The sequence below is a fragment of the Nocardia sp. CDC519 genome (assembly GCF_059509835.1).
In genome coordinates, this window is sequence record NZ_CM183377.1 from 5,480,471 (window position 1) to 5,499,822 (window position 19,352).

Annotated in this window: 14 protein-coding genes; 10 read left to right on the forward strand and 4 right to left on the reverse strand. The window is 68.4% G+C overall.

Annotation, left to right across the window (positions count from 1 at the left end):
- Positions 1–123: 123 nt before the first annotated feature.
- Genes AC5W7N_RS24810 through AC5W7N_RS24825 form a run of 4 tightly spaced genes read left to right on the forward strand, consistent with a single transcriptional unit; the run spans position 124 to position 3,903 of the window.
- Complete coding sequence (locus tag AC5W7N_RS24810; protein ID WP_495924198.1) at positions 124–1,968, forward strand: hypothetical protein; 1,845 nt, start codon at positions 124–126, stop codon at positions 1,966–1,968.
- A complete protein-coding gene (locus tag AC5W7N_RS24815; protein WP_163812395.1) occupies positions 1,965–2,165 on the forward strand; it encodes a hypothetical protein in 201 nt (66 codons plus the stop codon). Before AC5W7N_RS24810 ends, AC5W7N_RS24815 begins: the two co-directional genes overlap by 4 nt.
- Complete coding sequence (locus tag AC5W7N_RS24820; RefSeq protein ID WP_195019218.1) at positions 2,162–2,569, forward strand: hypothetical protein; 408 nt, start codon at positions 2,162–2,164, stop codon at positions 2,567–2,569. The genes AC5W7N_RS24815 and AC5W7N_RS24820 overlap by 4 nt, the downstream gene beginning before the upstream one ends.
- On the forward strand, positions 2,566–3,903 hold the full coding sequence (locus AC5W7N_RS24825) for a hypothetical protein (protein WP_495922280.1): 1,338 nt from the start codon (positions 2,566–2,568) through the stop codon (positions 3,901–3,903). Before AC5W7N_RS24820 ends, AC5W7N_RS24825 begins: the two co-directional genes overlap by 4 nt.
- A gap of 7 nt (positions 3,904–3,910) precedes the next feature.
- Here the strand turns inward: AC5W7N_RS24825 and AC5W7N_RS24830 are convergent, their stop codons facing one another.
- Positions 3,911–6,871, reverse strand: a complete 2,961-nt coding sequence (locus AC5W7N_RS24830) for a crotonase/enoyl-CoA hydratase family protein (RefSeq protein WP_495922282.1) — start codon at positions 6,869–6,871, stop codon at positions 3,911–3,913.
- Between the two features lie 102 nt (positions 6,872–6,973).
- Between AC5W7N_RS24830 and AC5W7N_RS24835 the strand changes: the two genes are divergently transcribed.
- Positions 6,974–7,621, forward strand: a complete 648-nt coding sequence (locus AC5W7N_RS24835) for a TetR/AcrR family transcriptional regulator (protein ID WP_163812387.1) — start codon at positions 6,974–6,976, stop codon at positions 7,619–7,621.
- A gap of 21 nt (positions 7,622–7,642) precedes the next feature.
- Here the strand turns inward: AC5W7N_RS24835 and AC5W7N_RS24840 are convergent, their stop codons facing one another.
- The 3 genes from AC5W7N_RS24840 to AC5W7N_RS24850 all read right to left on the reverse strand — a co-directional run bounded on the left by AC5W7N_RS24840 (position 7,643) and on the right by AC5W7N_RS24850 (position 11,194).
- On the reverse strand, positions 7,643–9,088 hold the full coding sequence (locus AC5W7N_RS24840; RefSeq protein ID WP_495922283.1) for a flavin-containing monooxygenase: 1,446 nt from the start codon (positions 9,086–9,088) through the stop codon (positions 7,643–7,645).
- Between the two features lie 200 nt (positions 9,089–9,288).
- Positions 9,289–9,690 carry a MerR family transcriptional regulator gene (locus AC5W7N_RS24845; RefSeq protein WP_163812382.1) on the reverse strand — a complete coding sequence of 134 codons (402 nt, stop codon included), beginning with the start codon at positions 9,688–9,690 and terminating at the stop codon, positions 9,289–9,291.
- A 1-nt stretch (position 9,691) separates the two neighbouring features.
- Entirely contained in the window at positions 9,692–11,194 is a 1,503-nt protein-coding gene (locus tag AC5W7N_RS24850) for a SulP family inorganic anion transporter (RefSeq protein WP_195019221.1), read from the reverse strand.
- 393 nt (positions 11,195–11,587) lie between these two features.
- Here AC5W7N_RS24850 and AC5W7N_RS24855 point away from each other — a divergent pair, with 393 nt between their 5' ends.
- The 5 genes from AC5W7N_RS24855 (at position 11,588) to AC5W7N_RS24875 (ending at position 19,251) form a co-directional block, all read left to right on the forward strand.
- Positions 11,588–13,264, forward strand: coding sequence for a SulP family inorganic anion transporter (locus AC5W7N_RS24855; RefSeq protein WP_324197291.1), 1,677 nt, complete (start codon positions 11,588–11,590; stop codon positions 13,262–13,264).
- An 87-nt stretch (positions 13,265–13,351) separates the two neighbouring features.
- Entirely contained in the window at positions 13,352–14,017 is a 666-nt protein-coding gene (locus AC5W7N_RS24860; RefSeq protein WP_163812375.1) for a GAP family protein, read from the forward strand.
- A 122-nt stretch (positions 14,018–14,139) separates the two neighbouring features.
- Positions 14,140–14,514, forward strand: a complete 375-nt coding sequence (locus AC5W7N_RS24865) for an SHOCT domain-containing protein (RefSeq protein ID WP_163812373.1) — start codon at positions 14,140–14,142, stop codon at positions 14,512–14,514.
- Positions 14,515–14,600: 86 nt separating this feature from the next.
- The gene (locus AC5W7N_RS24870; protein ID WP_195019222.1) at positions 14,601–16,421 is read left to right on the forward strand and encodes an alkyl/aryl-sulfatase; all 1,821 of its coding nucleotides are present in this window, start codon (positions 14,601–14,603) and stop codon (positions 16,419–16,421) included.
- 343 nt (positions 16,422–16,764) lie between these two features.
- Entirely contained in the window at positions 16,765–19,251 is a 2,487-nt protein-coding gene (locus AC5W7N_RS24875) for a LuxR C-terminal-related transcriptional regulator (protein ID WP_495922285.1), read from the forward strand.
- Positions 19,252–19,352 lie beyond the last annotated feature (101 nt).

Consider the following 19,352-nt stretch of genomic DNA (forward strand, 5'->3'; position numbering starts at 1 on the left):
ACCGTCGGCCAACTGCGCGAGGACGTAGCTGTGCCGACAACGGAAGTTATGTAGTACTGTCCGTAACATTCATTCGAGACGAGTGTTGACTCATTGCAGTGGGAGGTCTTCGTGTCCGGCGCGATGCACGATGTGGCAGGCGGACTGTCCGCACAGGGCGCCGAAGGTGGCGGCGCGGCGCTCGACCAGGTCGCGATCATGACCGGCTCCGCCGGAGTCATCGCCCTGGTGCTGCTGTGGGTGGGATACCTGCATCGCACTCGCCGCATCACCTGGCTCGGCTCACTGGCCGACCGCGTCGGCGCCCTGGTGAACCGGCCCGGCTGGGTGGCCCTGCCGATCGTGATGTTCCTGGCCACCATCCTCACCGCGCTGCTCGGCTTCATCTGGGACGTCAGCCTGCACATCGGCAACGGCCGGGACGAAGGTCCGCTGGCCAACCCCGCGCACTACTTCATCCTCGCGGGGCTGTTCTTCCTGTTCACCGCGGGCATGCTGGCCATCGTGCTGCCGCTGGACGAGAAGCCCGGCGTGGCGTCCGTGCGCATCACCCGCACCTGGTACGCGCCCGTCGGCGGCATCCTCATCGCCGGCGCGGGTCTGTACGCGCTGATCGGGTTCCCGCTCGATGACATCTGGCACCGGCTGTTCGGCCAGGACGTCACGCTGTGGGGCCCGACGCATCTGATGCTGATCGGCGGTGCGGGTCTGTCCCTGGTCGGTGTGCTGCTGCTGGAATTCGAGGGCTCGCGCAACCGGCCCGATCCCGAACGTGCGGACAACCGGGTGAACTGGCTGTTGCGCGCGTTCGCCTTCGGCGGCTTGATCATCGGTTTGTCGGTGTTCCCGGTCGAATACGATTTCGGCGTCGAGCAGTTCCGGCTGGTATTGCAGCCCATGCTCCTCGTCGCCGCGGCCACCATCACCCTCGTCGCGGCCCGCATCACGCTCGGCGCGTTCAGCACGTTCGTCGTGGTCGCCTTCGCCGTGCTGGTGCGCGGGGTGGTCGCCTACCTCGTCGGCGGCCCGATCATCGATGCGCCGCGCAATGTGTTCCCGTTGTACCTCGGCGCCGCGGTCGTGGTGGAGCTGATGGCCTTGCTGCCGTTGCTCAAGCAGCGGGTGTGGTGGGGTGCGCTGACCGGGTTCGCGGTGGCGACCATCGGCATCTGGCTGGAATCGCTGTGGGTGTCGGCGATGTTCGTCGATCCGTGGCCCGCGTCCATGTGGCCGGAGCTGCTCGCGATGGCGGTACCGACGGGCGTAGCCGGCGGTGTGGTCGGTGCGCTGTTGGGCATCGTGCTGCGCGGTGAGGTGCTGCCGCGTCCGCCGGTGCGTCGTGGGTTGATGGTCGCCGCGGTGCTGATCGTCGCCGCCGCCACCGCGAACGGGCTGATCATCGAGGTACCCGAGAACGCGAAGGCCACGGTGACGTTGCGCGAGGCCGAACCGGTCGACGGCGGGCGCATGGTGACCGCCGATATCCGCTTCAGCCCGACCGACCTCGTCGGCGACGATCCCGAATGGGTGCAGATCCTGTCCTGGCAGGGTGGCGTCGGCTCCGATAGTCCGGGCCGTGGCCTCGTTGTCGATCACTTGCGTCGGGTCGGCGAAGGTCACTACGAATCCACCGAACCCGTTCCGGCGCACGGCACCTGGAAGACGGTGCTGCGGGTGCAGGACGGGCGGATGCAGACCGCGCTGCCGATCTTCATGCCCGGGGACCCGGGTATCGGTGCGGCCGAGGTCGCGGCGCCGCCGGAGTTCACCCGTGATTTCGTCGCCGAGATCACCGTGCTGCAGCGCGAACGTTCCTTCGACCATCCGGCGTGGTTGTTCGGCGCCGCCTCGCTGCTGGTGCTGCTGTGCAGCCTGATCCTGATCGGCTCGCTGTCGTGGGGTGCGGCCCGGATCAACGACCGCTACCTGGCGGCGGCGCCGCAGCCGAGTCCGGTGCACGGAGGATGATCGCGGCCGTCGACCGGGTGGACGTGCTGGCCGACCATTCGGTGCTGCTCGCCGTCCCGGCCTTCGCCCCCGCGTTCGTGGTGGTCGGCATCATCGTGTTCATCGCGGTACGCGATCGCCGCGCGGAGAAACGCGAGAACGGGCCGGAAACCACGCCGACGCAACATCATTCGCCTGATGAGGAGGAGCCTCGATGAGCCGCACCCTGCGGTATTGCGCGCTGACGCTGATGGCAGGCGCCACCATGCTGGCCTGTTCGTCCACGCCGGAGCAGACCACCTCGGCCCCAGCGCCGCCGACGGCCGCCTCGGCCACCGATTCGGCCGCCGCGGATGCTCTCGTCATCGAGGTGCGCATCGCCGACGGTTCGGTGACGCCCGTGAACGCCCGATTGGATGCCACGGTGGGACGGCCCATCGAAGTGGTCGTCGACAGTGACACCGAGGAAGAGCTGCATGTGCACGCCACCCCGGAGCACACCTTCGCGGTGGTGCCGGGAGCCGGTCAGCGCTTCGCCTTCACCGTCGAGGTGCCCGGCCGGGTCGAGATCGAACTGCACGGATCGCACCGCACGGTGGCGACGGTGGACGTCCGCCCGTGAGCGATGTGCTCGCGCACGGGATCTCCGGCGCGACCGATCTGCCGATCCCGCTGTCGTACGCGCTGATCGGCGCGGCCTGGGCGTTGACGTTCTCGTTCGCGGTGCTGGCCTTCGCATGGCGGGAACCCCGGCTGGACCCGGATTCGCCGGGCATCCGGCTGCCCGGGGCCGCGCGCGCCGTGCTCGATTCGACGGTGGCCCGGACGCTGCTGGCCACGGCCGGATCGATCGGCGCCGCCGGAGTCGTCGCGGCCGGATTCGCCGGCTCGCAGCATCCGGCGGACAATCCGGTGCCCGGCATCGTCTACATCTTCGTCTGGGTGGGTGTGCCGGTGGCCTCGCTGGTGTTCGGGCCGGTGTGGAAGGTGGTGTCGCCGCCGCGGGCCGCGCACCGGCTGCTGTGCCGGTGCACCGGCCGGGCGCCCGGCCAGGGGTTGCTCCGGTATCCGGAGTCCTGGGGGTACCGGCCGGCCGCGGTGCTGCTGTTCAGTTTCGTCTGGCTGGAGCTGGCGTCACCGGAGCCGGGTTCGGTACTCGCGGTGACCATCTGGTTCACCGGCTATCTGGTGCTGAGCACGGTGGGGCTGGTGGTCTTCGGCACCGTGTGGGCCGAGCGCGCGGACCCGCTCGAGGTCTACAGCAGTCTGCTCGCCCGCCTGAGCCCGCTGGCGCGGGGCGCGGACGCGGCGCCGGTGTTGCGGTGGCCGCTGAACAATCTGGCGGGGACGCCGGCGCTGCTCGGCTCGGTCGCCGTCGCCGCCACCCTCTTGGGATCGACGGCGTTCGACAGCTTTTCGATGTTCCCCGGCTGGCGCATTCTGCTCATCGAGGTGGGCGGCGACTCCACCCTGATCACCACGCTGCTGCGCACGGCCGGGCTGCTCGGGTTCATCCTGGTGGTCTGGGCGGTCTTCGAGCTCGCGACCCGAGCCACCGGCGGGCTCACCCGCGAGCAGCGCGCGAGGTTGCCGATCCTGCTCGCGCACAGCCTGACCCCGATCGTCGCGGGTTACATCATCGCCCACTACCTGACCTTCCTGGTGGAGAAGGGACAGGCGACGCTGATCCTGTGTGCCGACCCGTTCGGGCGCGGCTGGAACCTCGCCGGCCTGGCCGACCTCGAGGTGCACTACATCCTGTCCAGCCACCCCTCGGTGCTCGCGACCATCAAGGTGCTCGCCGTGCTCACCGGCCATATCCTCGGCGTTGCCGCCGCCCACGACCGCTGCCTGCGGTTGTTGCCGCCACGGCACCGGCTGACCGGACAGCTCGCCCTCATGCTGGTGATGGTCGGTTTCACCTTCACCGGGCTCTACCTGCTGTTCGAGGCCTGAGCGCCGATCAGCGGCCCTTCCAGATCGGATCGCGCTTCTCGGTGAACGCGCGCACGCCCTCGGCCGCGTCCTCGGAGAACAGGGCGGTGGAGGCGATGTCGGATTGCCGGTCGAAGGCCTCGCCGCGGTCCCAGTCGCCGGCCTCCTCGATGATCTGTTTGCTGCCGAGCACGCTCAGCGGAGCGTTGACGGCGATCCGTTCGGCGAGGGCCAGCGCGGCGTCCAAGGCGTCGCCCGGTTCGGTGATCGCGTTGATCAGACCGAATTCGGCCAGTGTGGTGGCAGGCATGGGATCGCCGGTGAGCGCGAGTTCCATGGCGATATTGCGGGGCAACCGCTCCCGCAACCGCAGCACACCGCCCGCCGCGGCGATCAGGCCACGTTTCGGTTCGGGTATGCCGAACTGCGCATCGCGGGCCGCCACGATGAGATCCGCGGCCAGCGCGAGTTCGCAGCCGCCGGCCAGTGCGGGACCCTCGACAGCGGCGATGAGCGGTTTACGCGGCGGCTTCCCGGTCAGCCCGAGGGGTCCGCGGCCTTCGGTCAACGGTGCTTCACCGCCGGCCATGGCTTTGAGGTCCATGCCGGAACTGAAATAGCCGTCGGCGCCGGTGAGTACCGCGACTCGCAGGGCGGGGTCGGCGTCGAACGCGTCGCAGGCGCGTTCCAGCGCGACGGCCATGGCGTGGTTGACCGCATTGCGGACCGCTGGCCGGTTCAGAGTGAGGATCATGATCGGGCCGCGCCGCTCCACCAGCACCGGAGGCGGGGGAGGGGCGGGCAACTCGATGGGGCGGTCGCCGTCGATGGTGATCTGCTCGCCGCGCACGGTGACGGGCAGTCCGAGCGCATCGGTATCGGCGAGCAGATCGAGCAGTCCGGATTCCTTGCTACGCAGCAGAACTCGAGCACCCTCGGGGGTGAGCAGGCTCAGGATGGCGGCTTCGGGGCGGCCGTCCCGGTCATACGGCAGGGTATAGGCCTCGACGACGGCCTGCCCTTCATAGCCTTGCCGGACCGGGCGCGCCGGTGGATGGTCGACGATCGGCCGTAGATGCGCATACGCCTGCCGCGGCGGCGTCGCCGAGTAGACGCCGATCGCGTGCTTGGTGACATACCAGCCGAGCGAGGTACTCAGCCCGAACGTGTCGGGATGCGCGCGCAGCTGCTCCACCATGGTGGCGACGGCATGGGTTCCGTAGTTGTTGCCGGGTCCGCCGCCGAAGGTCAGCCCGCCGGTCACCGACAGCGGCCGGGCCGGATCGTCGTCCGGCAGGCCGAGTTCGCGGGCCGCGATCTGCACCGCCACCGGGAAACAGGAGTACAGGTCGACCGGTCCGATCTGGTCGATCCCGATTCCTGCGTGCTCGAGCGCGGCGGCGCCGATGGTACGAATCGCTGGAGAGGCGGCCAGTTCCGCGCGTTCGGAGACGAACCACTCGTCGTGCGCCGATGCCCCCGCATGCAGGAAAATCCATCTGTCCTGCGCGATGCCCGCCGCTTCGGCCGCCGCGACGCTGCACAGCACCAGGCCCGCCGCCATATCCACCTGGAGATTGGCGCACAGTAGTTTGGTGTAGGGCGCCGAGACCATCCGATTGTCGGACGATGGCGTGGTGAGTTCGTCGCCGGTGAATTCCTGCGGCAGCCAGGCATTCGGGTTGCGCGCCCCGATGGCCGACATCCGCGACCACAGCTCGCCGATCGCGCGCAGATGCTGCTTCGGTTCCCGGCCGAGGCGATGCCGGTTGGCAGATTCCATGAGCGCGTACATATAGATCGGCGCGCCCAGCCCGGCAGCGATCTCGGCGGCGTTGTTGGCTTCGCGATCGATGCCCGCCGTGCGGGTCGGCTGCGTCTCCGGACCTTGTTCCGGCCAGTCGATCTCGGCACCGGAGCGTTGCGCGGCGGCCAGGGTGGCGCCGGCTTCGGCGCCGGTGACCAGCACCATCTCGTAGGTGCCGTCGGAAATGGCTTGGGCCGCTTCATTGATCAGCAGCTGACCGCCATCGCCGCCGTACCTCGACGACTGCACGGTGTCGACCTCGCGGGCGCCGACCGCCGCGGCAACCAGCGCCCCCATGTCGCGGTACTGCCAGGAGGCGCTGGCGACCGAGAACACCGCATCCGCGCGGGTGAGCAGGCTCTCGCCTGCGCTCGCCCCGGTATCGGCCGCGGCGATGCGCAGTGCCTTCGCCGCGAGCGTGGCCGGGTCGGCGGCGGTGTCCGGGGTGTGCGAGACGAACTGGCCGGCGCCGACGAGGACGGGAGTATTCGGTGCGAGTGTCCGGCCGGAAGCCGTGTGCACCACGGGCTTCGCGGTTCGGCGAGTGGCCAGCGGCCCGGCCGCCGCCACCCGGTCCGGCACCCGGTCCAGCGACTCGCGCAAGGCCTCGGACAGGGTGCGCACCAGCGACGCGCCCAGCGGGCCTTCGACGGGCTGCCCGGACAGTCCGGCGTCGAAGCAGGCGAGCGCGCCCGCGCCGTCGGAATGCACCGTCAACCAGAATCCGAGCGTCAGGCCCATCGGACCGCGACCGCGTAAGGCGATGGCGGTGGGCTCGGCGGAGACGACCGTCCAGGCGATATCGGCGGGCAGGCCCATGAACTTCACCTGCTGGCCGAATTCCAGTCCGGCGTACGCACCCGTCGGTGTCTGGCCGCGGAAGGCGGCATGCATGGTGAGCCACTCGGGGAAACGGGCGGGGTCGGTGAGATAGGCCGCGACCGTCTCCGCCGGGGCGTCGAGGTGCGTGGCGGCGTGCGCGCGTTTGTCGAACTCCGCGAGACCGGCGGGAGGAACGTGATCGACGTCGATCGGCGTGGGCTCCGGTGATCCGGCACGGCCGAGCGCGCCGGCCGCGAGATCGCGCAGGATGCGCGGATTGCCGAGCACGGCGTCGGTGAGCTGGCGCACCGCGCGCGCCTGGTTACGTGCCTGCCGCAGCACGCGGGGAACACGACCCACGTCGGTCACCACCTTGTCTTGACGTTGATGGAACTACTGGGTGCCCAATAGTTCCGTGGGACTATTAGACGGTTAGTAGTTCCACGTGTCAATATTGATGCCGTGACCAGACCGGGTGCGCCGTTGCCGAGCCTGCTCAGTCGTGCCATGACCCAGGTGCTCGGCGCGGTGCCCGGCGGCGACGACACCGACGCCAAGGTCCTCGACGCCGCCCTGCGGGTGCTGGCCCGCCGCGGCACCCGCGAGGCCACCATGGACGACATCGCCGCCGAATCCGGCGTCGGCCGCACCACCCTGTTTCGCCGCTACGCCAGCAAGGATCAGCTCTTCGAGCGCGCCCTCGCCCGCGATATGGGCCGCTTCCTCGACGATCTCGCCGAACGATTCACCGTGGTCACCGACCCCACCGAGCAGGTGGTCATCGGCTTCATCGCCGGTCTTGGCCTCGGCGATCACATCCTGTTCCGGGACGCGGACCAGGTACGCAGGGCCGAGCTGCTGCAGGCCCTCGGCCACGGCGACCCGTCACCGATCTCCCTCGGCTACAAGGCCGTTCGCGCCAATATCGCCAAAGCGCAGGCCGACGGGAAGATCCCGGTCCGCGATCCGGACGCGCAGGCCGACGCGCTGGTCCACCTGATGATCGGCTACCTCGCCGCGCCGAGCTTCGCCGTCGACCTCACCGATCCGGCGGCCGTGGAACGGCTGGCGCGCGCGGCCGTGGCGCCGATCCTCACCGGCACCATCTGATCAGGTCGGTCGACGCGGGGATCAGGACACGACCTCGAAATCGGCGGGATCGAACTTCGCCTGCGCCTTGTACTGGATCCCGAGCAACGGCCAGTTGGTGGTGATGCGGCCGTCGGGCTGGCGGTACCAGGACGAGCAGCGGCTCCACACGCTGCCGGAGAGCTCGCCCTGGATCCGCTCGTCGAAGGCCTGCTCGACTTCGGGGCGCACCGCCAGCGGGGCCCCGGCTCGGCCCAGGTGATCCACGTAGTCGGCCAGGTATTTCGCCTGCGCCTCGAGGAAGTAGATGATCGAGCCGCCGCCGGTATTGGTGTTGGGCCCGTACATGATGAACAGATTCGGGAAGCCCGGCACGGTCATGCCGTAGTAGGCGCGGGCGCCGTCCTTCCACTCCTCGTGCAGGTCGCGGCCACCGGCTCCGGTGATGGTCATCGGGGCGAGGAACTCGGTGGCCGTGAAACCGGTGCCCCAGATGATCACATCGGACTCGTGCTCGACCCCGTCGGCGGTGCGCACGCCCGATGGCGTGATCTCGCTGATGCGTTCGGTGCACAGCTCGGCATTGGGCTGGGTCAGGGCGGGCAGGTAGTCGTCGGAGAACAGGATGCGCTTGCAGCCCACCGGATAGTCCGGCCACACCTTCTCGAACAATCCCGGCTTCGTCTTGGTCTGCCTGCGCATATGCCACTTGGCGACCCCTCGGATCGCCGCGGCCAGCGGTTTGGCGTAGACCCATGCGACGCTGAGCCCCTCGACCACGGCGTACCAGGTGACCCGCTCGCCGAGTTCGGTCACCGGCGCCTTCTCGAAGACCTTGTGGTGCAGCGGGGAGAATTCCCGGTCCGGGCGCGGAACGATATAGGGCGCGGTGCGCTGGAAGACCGTCAGCCGCTCGACCAGCGGCTGGATCTGCGGGACGAATTGGATGGCGCTGGCGCCGGTGCCGATCACCGCCACCCGCTTGCCGGTCAGGTCGACGTCGTGGCGCCACCGCGCGGAGTGGAAGCTCGCGCCCGCGAATCGCTCGCGCCCGGCGATCTCCGGTAGCGACGGCCGCGCCAGCTGCCCGACCGCGGACACCACCACGTCGGCGGTGACCGCATCGCCGGTGCTCAACCCCACCGTCCACCGCCCGGTCGCGTCGTCGAACGCCGCGCCGAGCACCTCGATCCCGAATCGGATGTGGCGGCGCACGTCGTACTTGTCGGCGACGTCGCGCATATAGTCCAGAATCGCCGGCTGCCGGGAGAACCGGTGCGGCCAGCGCGGATTCGGCTCGAAGGAGAACGAATAGAACGGTGAGGGCACATCGCAGGCCGCTCCCGGATAGGTGTTCTCCCGCCACACCCCGCCCACATCGTCGCCCTTCTCGAACACGACGATGTCGTCGAAGCCCCGCTTCTTCAACTCGATCACCGCGGCCAGCCCCCCGAAACCACTCCCGATGACCGCCACCTTCGGCCGCATTCCGGTTCCTCTCGCCGCGCCGTCCGAACATCTCCAGTGTTCAGCATTCCGGGGACCTCGCCCACGTGTTCGACGGAAAATCGGCGATTCGGTCCTGGCCCTCGCTTGCGGTGGCGTTGCCCGCTGCTTCCGGCAATGCGGGCTGGGCGAGACGCCCGCTGGCCTCTCCGGGCAACAGGGTGCGAGCGGGGCTCGGCTGCCTACTGCTCGATGCGAGCGCTGAGCAGCTCGGTGAACTCCTCGGCGTAGGCGAGCTGGCGGCGTAGTTTCGCGCAGCTGTCTTCGGCCTTGGCCCTGAGCTCGTGCACGGTCCCGGTGGCCAGGGCCCGCTGCTCGCGCCCCGATTCCGGGTCGGCGAGCGTGTCCAGCGCGTCGAGCAGTTCCTTCATCTCGGCCAGGGTGAAGCCCAGCGGCTTCATCCGGCGGATCACCAGCAGGCGGGTGACGTCCTCGGCGGTGTAGAGGCGGAACCCGCCGGCGCTGCGCGCCGACGGGGTCACCAGGCCCACCTCGTCGTAGTGGCGAATGGTCTTGATGGACAATTCGGTTCGTTCGGCGACCTGCCCGATCTGCAGGTGCGCGCGGGCGGTGGTCTCGCTCATCTCAATGGGCTCCGGCGAGATGGCCGGACAGGCGCTCACGGCGCTGCTCGGAGGCTTCGTTCAGGCCGATGATCTCGACGTTCTTGCCCTTGCTCGCGTACTTGGTGGTGATCGCGTCGAGGGTGGCGACGGTGGAGGCGTCCCAGATATGGGCTTCGGACATATCGATCACGATATTCCGCGGATCGCCGAGATAGTCGAATTGGTAGACGAGGTCGTTGCTGGAGGCGAAGAACAACTCGCCGCGCACCTTGTACACCCGAGTGTCGTCGTCGGTGCCGCCTACCTCGGTCACGTCGGTGAAATGCGCGACCCGATGCGCGAACGCGACCATGGCGGTGAGCACGCCGACGATGACGCCGTAGGCCAGGTTGTGGGTGGCCACGGTGACCGCGACCGTCACCACCATCACGGTGGTCTCCGCGATCGGCATGCGGCGCAACGTCTTCGGTGCGATCGAATGCCAGTCCATGGTGCCGACCGACACCATGATCATGACCGCGACCAAGGCCGCCATCGGGATCAACGCGACGACATCGCCCAGTCCTACCACCAGGATCAGCAGGAAGGCGCCGGCCAGGAAGGTCGAGATCCGGGTGCGCGCACCGGAGACCTTCACATTGATCATGGTCTGGCCGATCATCGCGCATCCGCCCATACCGCCGAAGAAGCCGGTGACGATATTGGCCACTCCCTGGCCCCAGCCCTCGCGGGTCTTGTCGGAGTGGCTGTCGGTGATGTCGTCGACCAGCTTGGCGGTCATCAGCGATTCGAGCAGCCCGACCAAGGCCATCGCCAACGCGTACGGCGCGATGATCTTCAGCGTCTCTACCGTCAACGGCACATTCGGGACCAGCAGTGCCGGCAGGCTCGATGGCAGTTCGCCCTCGTCGCCGACATTCGGCACATCCAACGCGAAAACGATCGTCGCCGCGGTCAGTGCCACGATCGCCACCAGCGGCGCCGGGACGACGGTGGTGAGTTTCGGCAGCATCACGATGATCACCAGCCCCACCGCGACCATCGGATACACCAGCCACGGCACGCCGAGCAGATGCGGTATCTGCGCCAGGAAGATCAGGATGGCCAGCGCGTTGACGAACCCGACCATCACGCTGCGTGGGATGAACCGCATCAGCTTGGCCACCCCGACCACGCTCAACACGATCTGCAACACGCCAGCCGAGATCACCGTCGCGATCAGGTAATCGAGCCCGTGCTCGCGCACCACCGGCGCGATCACCAGCGCGACCGCCCCGGTGGCCGCCGAGATCATGGCCCGCCGTCCACCGACGATGGCGATCGTGACGGCCATCGTGAACGAGGCGAACAACCCGACCCGAGGATCGACCCCGGCGATGATGGAGAACGAGATCGCCTCCGGGATCAACGCCAGCGCCACCACCAGGCCTGCGAGTACCTCGGTGCGCAACAACCGCGGGCTGCGCAGCGCGGCGAGCACCGAACCCTCGGTGTTTCGCACGGTGGGCACAGGTGTAGGCATCGGGACTCCAAAACGGGTCGAGGCGGCCGGCCGGACAGCGGCAGCAGGCGCTCGCGGACAGGTTCGCATGATGTGCGCAGCCGCCGAAACGCGGCACCGTCGGCGTTGACGGGCATGAGCGGCTCGCGACGGCTGAACCCTACCCTCCCGTACGGGTAGAGTCCGTCTCGGTGGGGTCATCAGTGGTGAGAGTCTCAATCGTCGGTGGTGGCCGCGAGCACGCGGCAGCCCACAACGGGCCGCCGATCCGGTGAGAGACGCTCACGACGACGGGTGTCATCGTTGCGTCCGGGTCACCCGCGGCGGGTGATGTGCGACGTCCCCGGGTCGGGTGACAGTCGAGCGGCGGCACTGCGGAAGGAGCCGACCATGTGCCACGGGAGCCACTGAATCGTGCGGGGGCTACCGCAGCGGTTGCGGGATCTGCTGCCCCGCGAGCGCATGCGGAAATCGGATGTGGTCGCGGGGTTGTCGGGTGCGATCGGCAGCGTTCCGGACGGGATGGCGGCGGGAGTGCTGGCGGGGGTGAGTCCGGTGCACGGGCTGTACGCGAGTATGGCGGGGCGGCTGTTCGGGAGCCTGTCGACCAGTACTCGGCTGATGGTGGTGACGGCGACGAGTGCCTCGGCCCTTGCCGCTGGATCGGCGCTGGTGGGCGTGGCACCGGAAGACCGGCCCGCCGCCTTGACCATGCTGACGATGATCTCGGGCATCACCATGATCGTCGCGGCGGTGCTGCGGCTGGGACGCTATACCCGCTTCGTCTCGCATTCGGTGATGACCGGGTTCCTGCTCGGTATCTCGGCGAATATCGTGTTCGGGCAGCTGGCCCAGCTCACCGGTGTCAGCGCGGACGCCGAGCTCGCGGTGGGCAAGGCGATACACGTCCTCACCCATCCCGGCCAGATCGATATCGCGTCATCGGTGATCGGGCTGCTGGCGTTCGGGCTGCTGGCCGGCATGGCCCGTACCCGCCTGCGTGTGCTCGGATCGCCGGTGGCGCTGATTCTGCCCACGCTGCTGGTGCTGGTGGCCGACTGGGACTCGGTGGCCAGGGTCTCGGATGTCGGCGCCATACCGACGGGATTTCCGCTGCCGCAGCTGCCGGACCCGACGGTGCTGTCGCCGTCACTGGTGGCCGGCGCGGCAGCGGTGACGGTGATCGTGCTGGTGCAGGGTGCCGGGGTGGCGCAGTCGGTGCCGAATCCGGATGGCTCGCATTCCGAACCCGATCGCGATTTCACCGCCCAGGGCGTCGGCAATATCGCCGCGGCCCTGTTTCGCGGCATGCCGGTCGGTGGATCGGTCGGGCAGACGGCACTCAATGCCACGGCCGGCGCGCGCACCAGGTGGGGCGCGATCTGGTCCGGCGTATGGATGCTCGGCATTCTGGTGGTGTTCGCCCCACTAGTCGGTGCGGTTCCGATGCCGACGCTGGCCGCGGTCCTCATCATGGCGGCCTTCGGCGCGATGGATCCGGTACGGCTCTCGGCCATCTGGAGCAGCGGCTCCACCTCGCGCATCGCCCTCGCGGCCACCTTCCTTGCGACGCTGCTGCTGCCGGTCACCACGGCGGTGGGGATCGGCGTCGCGCTGTCGCTGATCTTGCAGCTGAACCGGGAAGCGATGGATCTGAAGGTGGTGCGGCTGCGCGTCGACGGCAGGCACCTGGTGGAAGAGCCGGCGCCGCGGCGGCTCAGCGACCGCCAGATCGTGATCCTCGATGTGTACGGAAGCCTGTTCTATGCCGGCGCACGCACATTGCAGGCGCGGCTGCCGGACCCGAAGGGCGCGGGTGCGCCGACGGTGATCCTGCGGCTGCGCGGGCGCACCACGGTGAGCGCGACGTTCCTCGCGGTCGTCGCCGATTATGTGCGCCGTCTCGACGAGGTGGGCGGCGCACTGTATCTCAGCGGCGTCGACCCGCGCGTGCGCGATTTCTGGACCGACGATCTGCTCGACCGGCAGGGCGTGCGGCTGGAGTTCTTCCCGGCCACACCGACGGTCGGGGAGTCGACGCTGGCTGCCTACGCCGAGGCCCGGCTGCGCTCCCGCACACCCGGCGACTAGCGCTTTCACCCGCAACGAATGACGGCACTGCCCGCGCCTTCCCGATAGCGTGAGCTCCCGCGGTTGTCCCGGACGGAGGAGCCGACAATGGGCGAGCTGCTGCTGGTGCTGCTGCCGGAGATGACCGGGCTGGTCGTCACGCCGGGCGCGATCGCCGGATGCATCCTGCTGCTGCATTCGCGACAACCGGTCCGCAATGCGCTGGCCTTCGGCGGCGCGTTCTGCACGGTGTACGCGCTGATCGCGCTGTCGGCGCTGCTGGGCGGTGCTTCCGATCCGGGTGCCACCTCGAAGGGCGTCTCGCACGGGACGGGACTGGTGGTCGGTGTGCTGTTCCTGCTCACCGGCGCGTGGATCTGGTTGCGTAAGCCGGTCTCCCGGCGCGCCGGTGACGAGCCACCGAAGATGTTGCGGGAACTGCAGTCCAGCGGCCCGCGCCGTGCCTTCGTGATCGGCATCGCGCTGGCGGTGATCAATCCCAATCTGTTCCTGATGATGTCGGGTATGGCCGCGATCTCCAGCTCGGACGCGAGCCCGGGCGCGGCACTGCTGGCCACGCTCCTGCTGCTGTTCGCCGCGTCGCTGGATTTCCTCGTGCCGATCGGTGTGTTCGTGGTGCTGGGTGAGCGCGCCCAGCAGTGGCTCGACGCCCTGCAGATCTGGATGATCCGCAACACCAGGGTGCTGTCGCTGGCCGTGCTCTTCGGTTTCGGTGCGCTGTTCACCGTCCGCGGAATCGTCGACCTGCGGTGACCGCGGCACCGGACGCATTTCACCCGGGACGGGTGAACCGCGCGACCGCTCGCTGTCGCTAGCGTCCGAAGCATTCGCTGCCGGCCGGCGTGGCCGGAGCTCGACAGGATCGGGGTTCGAGGATGTCGGTGTGGGAAGTGCTCTGGTTGATCGTGGTGAGTTTCGCGTTCATCGCGTACCTGCTGATGCTGTTCTTCATCATCGGCGACCTGTTCCGTGACCGGCAGACCTCGGGATGGGCGAAGGCGGCGTGGATCGTGTTGCTGTTCATCTTCCCGCTGCTCACCTCGCTGGTGTATCTCATCGTGCGGGGTAAGGGGATGTCGGAGCGGCAGGCGGCGGCGATCGATGAAGCTCAGGCGGCGCAGCAGCGATACATCAGGGAAACCGCGGGCACCAGCCCGGCGGCGCAGATCGCCGATGCGCGCAAACTGCTGGAGGACGGCACGATTTCGCAGGCCGAGTTCGATCAGCTGAAAGCCAAGGCGCTCGCCTGAGAATGCCGGAGATCCGTACGGACAACGCTTCGGGCACAGGCGAATTGCGGAACGGGCATCCATTCACACATTCGAGGTGACTACGCATGACCACACATCTGGACTTCGACGACACCACCGACTTCGATAATGCCGACCGCGGTTTCATCGAGGCGCTGGAATCGACCGAGCTGCGCGCCACCGACGGGCGGATGATCTGGGACAACGGCGCCTACAAGTTCTTGTCCGGCGAATGCCCGCCGACGGCGAACCCGAGTCTGTGGCGGCAGGGCCAACTATGTAACAAGCAGGGGCTGTTCGAGGTCACCGAGGGCATCTACCAGGTCCGCAACGTCGACCTGTCCAACATGACGTTGATCGAGGGCCGTACGGGCGTCATCGTCATCGACCCGCTGATCTCGACGGAGACCGCCGCGGCCGCCTTGGCGCTGTACCGCAAATGCCGGGGCGATCGTCCGGTGACGGGCTTGATCTACACCCATTCGCACGTCGACCATTTCGGTGGTGCGCGCGGGGTGGTGCCGGAGGGGCACGCGCCGGTGCCGGTGTTGGCGCCCAGTGGTTTTCTGGAACACGCGGTCAGCGAGAACGTCTACGCGGGCAACGCCATGACCCGGCGTGCGATCTACATGTACGGCGCCGGCCTGGACAAAGCGCCGGATGGCCAGATCGGCTGCGGCCTCGGCATGACGACCTCGCTCGGCACCGTCACGCTGATCGCGCCGACGGTCGATATCACCCGTACCGGCCAGGTCGAGGAGATCGACGGGGTGCGGATGGTCTTCCAGCTCACCCCCGGCACGGAAGCACCGGCCGAGATGAACTTCCTGTTCCCGGATCGGCGCGCGCTGTGCATGGCCGAGAACTCCACCCACAATATGCACAACATCCTGACGCTGCGTGGCGCGCTGGTGCGGGACAGTCGCGTCTGGGCGCACTATCTGGACGAGGCCATAGCGTTGTTCGGCGACAAGGCCGATGTCGCCTTCGCCTCGCATCATTGGCCCACCTGGGGTAGCGAGAACTGGATCGAGCTGCTGGCCGTGCAGCGGGATATGTACGCCTACATGCACGATCAGACCCTTCGGCTGACCAATCGCGGCCTGACCGGCACCGAGATCGCCGAAACGCTCTCGTTGCCCCCCGTGCTCGACCGGGCCTGGGCGAACCGGGGCTACTACGGTTCGCTGAACCACAATGTGAAGGCGATCTACCAGCGCTATATGGGTTGGTTCGATGGCAATCCCGCGCACCTGTGGCAACATCCGCCGGAAGAACTCGCCAAGCGATATGTCGCCGATTACGGCGGTGTGGATGCCGTGCTCGCCAAGGCCAGGGACTATGCCGAGGCCGGGGATCTGCGTTTCGCCGCCACCCTGCTCGATCACGCGGTGTTCGCCGAGCCCGGCAACGATTCGGCGAAGCAGGCACTGGCCGCGGTGTACGAGAAGCTGGGATACGGTGCGGAGAACGGAACGTGGCGCAATTTCTTCCTGGTCGGTGCACAGGAATTGCGGCAGGGGGTGACAGCCACGCCGGTTCAGACGTCCGACCCGGAGATGATGTCCGCGCTCACGGTGGACATGCTCATCGACTCGCTGGCGGTGCGCGTCGACGGCCCGCGGGCCGCCGAGAGCGGGTTCACCATGGACTGGAAGCTGACCGATGAGAATCGCGTCGTCCGGCTGACCCTCTCCAACGGTGCGCTCACCCACCGCACCGGAACCGACGATGCGCCCTTGCGGGGTTCGGCGGACCTGACGCTGACCATGACCAAACCGCAGCTGGTGAACCTGTTGCTCGGCAAGAGCGAGGGCGTCGCGTTCGACGGCGACCATGCGGTGCTGTCCACTCTGGTCGGGCTGCTCGACACGCCGGATCCGCGGTTCCCGATCGTCACGCCATAACAGCCTCCGCACCGGGCCCGCCGCCGCTGCCGCCGACGGTGGGCCCGCTGCTGTGCGCCGGAAATGTTCATACGGTCATGGGATGATGCGGAATCGAAATCGGCACGGCAAATTTGAAAGGGCAACGTTCCGGTAAACTCCAGCGCGAGCAGTGGTCCGAAGCTAGTGGGTTGCACCTTGTCGCATCGGAGGCCTGATGGCTGGTTCGAACGACCTCGATACGCACCATCATGCCGAGCCCGTAGCGGCCACCTCGGACATTCCTTCCTTGCCGTTCACGCCTATTCCACGGCCAGCGCTGCTTTCTCAGCTGGATGAATTCGCCAGCACCGGGACCGGCCGTGTGCTGTTGATTTGCTCTCCGGTCGGCAGCGGTAAGACCGTCCTGCTCGCCGACTGGACCGCACGGACGGCGCGGAGCCTGCCCGGCACGCCAACGATGGCCTGGGTGACGATCACCGAGCAGCGCTACACGCTGGACGGACTGTGGGCCGACCTGCGCGCCCGGCTCGGCTTGGCGCCGCCGGTGGCGGCGGCGCTGCGGACATCGGTCGCCCGGGCCACCGAACTCGTGGCCGATCTCGAGCGATCCGGCCGGCGGGCCGTGGTCGTCATCGACGACGCCCATCTGATCACCGACCCGATGACCCTTGCCGGTCTGGAGTATTTCCTACGGCATCTTCCGTCGCGGGTCGCGGTGGTGCTCTGCGCGCGTTTCGACCCGCCGATCCGGTGGCATCTGCTCGAGCTCGAGTCGCGGCTGGCCCGCTGGGGCGCTGAGGAACTCGCGCTCTCCGCCGATGATGCCGCGCGGCTATGCCTGGAGCACGGGTGCGAGCTGGCCGACGCCGAACTGGCCACGCTGATGGAGCTCACCCACGGCTGGGCGGCGCTGATCCGGATCGCGGCGATCTACCTGGCCGCCCATCCGGGCGATTACCGCACCGCGCTCGCCGTGCTCGCCCGGATGCCCAATTCCATCTCCGACCTCCTGGCGGGTGAACTGATCGACGCGTTGGCGCCCGCCCTGCGCCAGTTCCTCACCCAGACCAGCATGCCGGTGGAGTTCACCGAACGGATGGCCGACGAACTGGTCGGCGGCGGGGCCGCGTACTGGCTGCACGAACTCGAGCGGATCAGTTATCCGCTCACCGCGAAGGTGCGCGAGGGCAGGGTCTGGTACGCCTATCACCCGTTCCTGCGCGGCTATTTCCTGGCCGAGGTGAACCGGCTCGGCGCGGGATACCACGACGACCTGCGAGTGCGCACCGCGCAGTCGCTGCTGGCCGCGGGCGAATCCACACGGGCATGGGCGCAGCTGACCGAGGTGTCCGAACCACGCCATCTGCTGGAATTCCTGTCCGCGCACGGGGTGTCGGAGGTCATCGCCGGCGGCGGGCCCGCAGTGTTCGATGCGCTGCGGCGCGCGGGTTCGGCGGTGCTCGACGACCCGTTCCTCCTGCTGTTGCGCGCCATCGATGCCCTGCTCAGTGGCGATCTCGCCGCGGCGGTGGCCTTCCGAGAGGCATTGGGCGGCCGACCAGGACCCAGTGCCTCGCTGGCCGAGCCCGAGGTGGTGGACGCACTCATCGACGCGGTGGATGCGGAGATCGGGGTGGCCACCGCGGACTCCGCCACCGCGCTGGTGCCGCCGCCACCGACCCCGGTGCAGTCGCCGGAGGTGCAGTGCTATCTCGCTATCGCCGCGGCCACCGTCCAGATCATGGGCGACAACGTCGCCATGGGCGAGGAGCGCATGCGGGCCGCGCTGGCCCTCGCGCAGTCCTCCGGCCATCCGCGACTGCATCTGCGCGCCGTCACCCGGCTGGCCACGGCCTCCGGCCGCACGGGAGCCATTACCGCCATGCGCCGCCGCGCCGGCCGGGCGATCGCCCTCGCCCGCGAATACCAGCTCACCCACACCCCCGACGCCGCGCACGCGGTCGCGCTCGAGGTGTTCGGTGCCTACCTCCAAGGGGAGGTGCCGGAGTCCGGCCTCGCCATCGGCCTGCTGACCGAATCCGCCGGCATCGACGGGCAGACCGCGCCTGCCGGTGGGCTGCCGGCCCAGATCGTCGGCACACTGGCCGCTTTCGACAGCGCCGCCGACCGCCGCCCGACCGCCGATCTGCTCCGCAGCGCCACCATCGACATGCTCGGTACCCATCCGTCGGCGGCGATCAGCGGTGGGCTGATTCCGCATGTGGTCTGGGTGCTGCTGCATGTGCAGGAGCCGCGCACCGCGCATCTGCTCACCGAGCAGGCCAGGGCCGTGCTCGGCGAGATCCCGGAAACCGTCGTCGCCACCGCGGCGGTCGCCGTCGCGGCGCATCGGCCCAAAACCGTGATCGGGCTGGTCGAGCCACTGCTCGCGACCAGCGAGCCGCATCCGGTGCAGGCGGTCGCCGCATGGTTGCTGTACTCCTGCGCCCACGCCGAGCTCGGTAATGCGACCAAGTCGATCGAGGCACTGAAATCCGCGGTCCGCATCGCCGCAGCCGACCAGATCGCGCGACCGTTTCTCGACGTTCCCGGTGTATTGAATCAATTGGATGAATTCGCCGGAAGTTTCGGCCCCGACGAGGATTTCGTGGATTTCGTCCGGCACAATCCGGCTGCCGCCCGCGCGCACCGGCATCCCGCGCTCACCGAGACCCAACAGCGCATTTTGGGACAATTGCCGTCGGGCCGCACCACCCAGCAGATCGCGGCCGATCTGGGGGTCTCGATCAATACCGTGAAAACGCATCTGCGCGGCATCTACGCCAAGCTCGGCGTCAATTCCCGCACCGACGTGCTCGCCGAGGCCCGCCGCAGCGGACTGCTCTGATCGGAGTTCACCCGCAAGGGATGAGGCCACCTGTGCCCGGTCCGACCACACTCGGGGCGGTAGTCGATGAATCCGCCAGGGGAGGACAGCACATACGGAGG

Excerpts from the sequence above, each read along its gene's own strand:
- AC5W7N_RS24810 (WP_495924198.1), top strand. The coding sequence starts at position 124 with ATGCACGATGTGGCAGGCGGACTGTCCGCACAGGGCGCCGAAGGTGGC.
- AC5W7N_RS24815 (WP_163812395.1), top strand. The coding sequence starts at position 1,965 with ATGATCGCGGCCGTCGACCGGGTGGACGTGCTGGCCGACCATTCGGTG.
- AC5W7N_RS24820 (WP_195019218.1), top strand. The coding sequence starts at position 2,162 with ATGAGCCGCACCCTGCGGTATTGCGCGCTGACGCTGATGGCAGGCGCC.
- AC5W7N_RS24840 (WP_495922283.1), bottom strand. The coding sequence starts at position 9,088 with ATGCGGCCGAAGGTGGCGGTCATCGGGAGTGGTTTCGGGGGGCTGGCC.
- AC5W7N_RS24845 (WP_163812382.1), bottom strand. The coding sequence starts at position 9,690 with ATGAGCGAGACCACCGCCCGCGCGCACCTGCAGATCGGGCAGGTCGCC.
- AC5W7N_RS24850 (WP_195019221.1), bottom strand. The coding sequence starts at position 11,194 with ATGCCTACACCTGTGCCCACCGTGCGAAACACCGAGGGTTCGGTGCTC.
- AC5W7N_RS24860 (WP_163812375.1), top strand. The coding sequence starts at position 13,352 with ATGGGCGAGCTGCTGCTGGTGCTGCTGCCGGAGATGACCGGGCTGGTC.
- AC5W7N_RS24865 (WP_163812373.1), top strand. The coding sequence starts at position 14,140 with ATGTCGGTGTGGGAAGTGCTCTGGTTGATCGTGGTGAGTTTCGCGTTC.
- AC5W7N_RS24870 (WP_195019222.1), top strand. The coding sequence starts at position 14,601 with ATGACCACACATCTGGACTTCGACGACACCACCGACTTCGATAATGCC.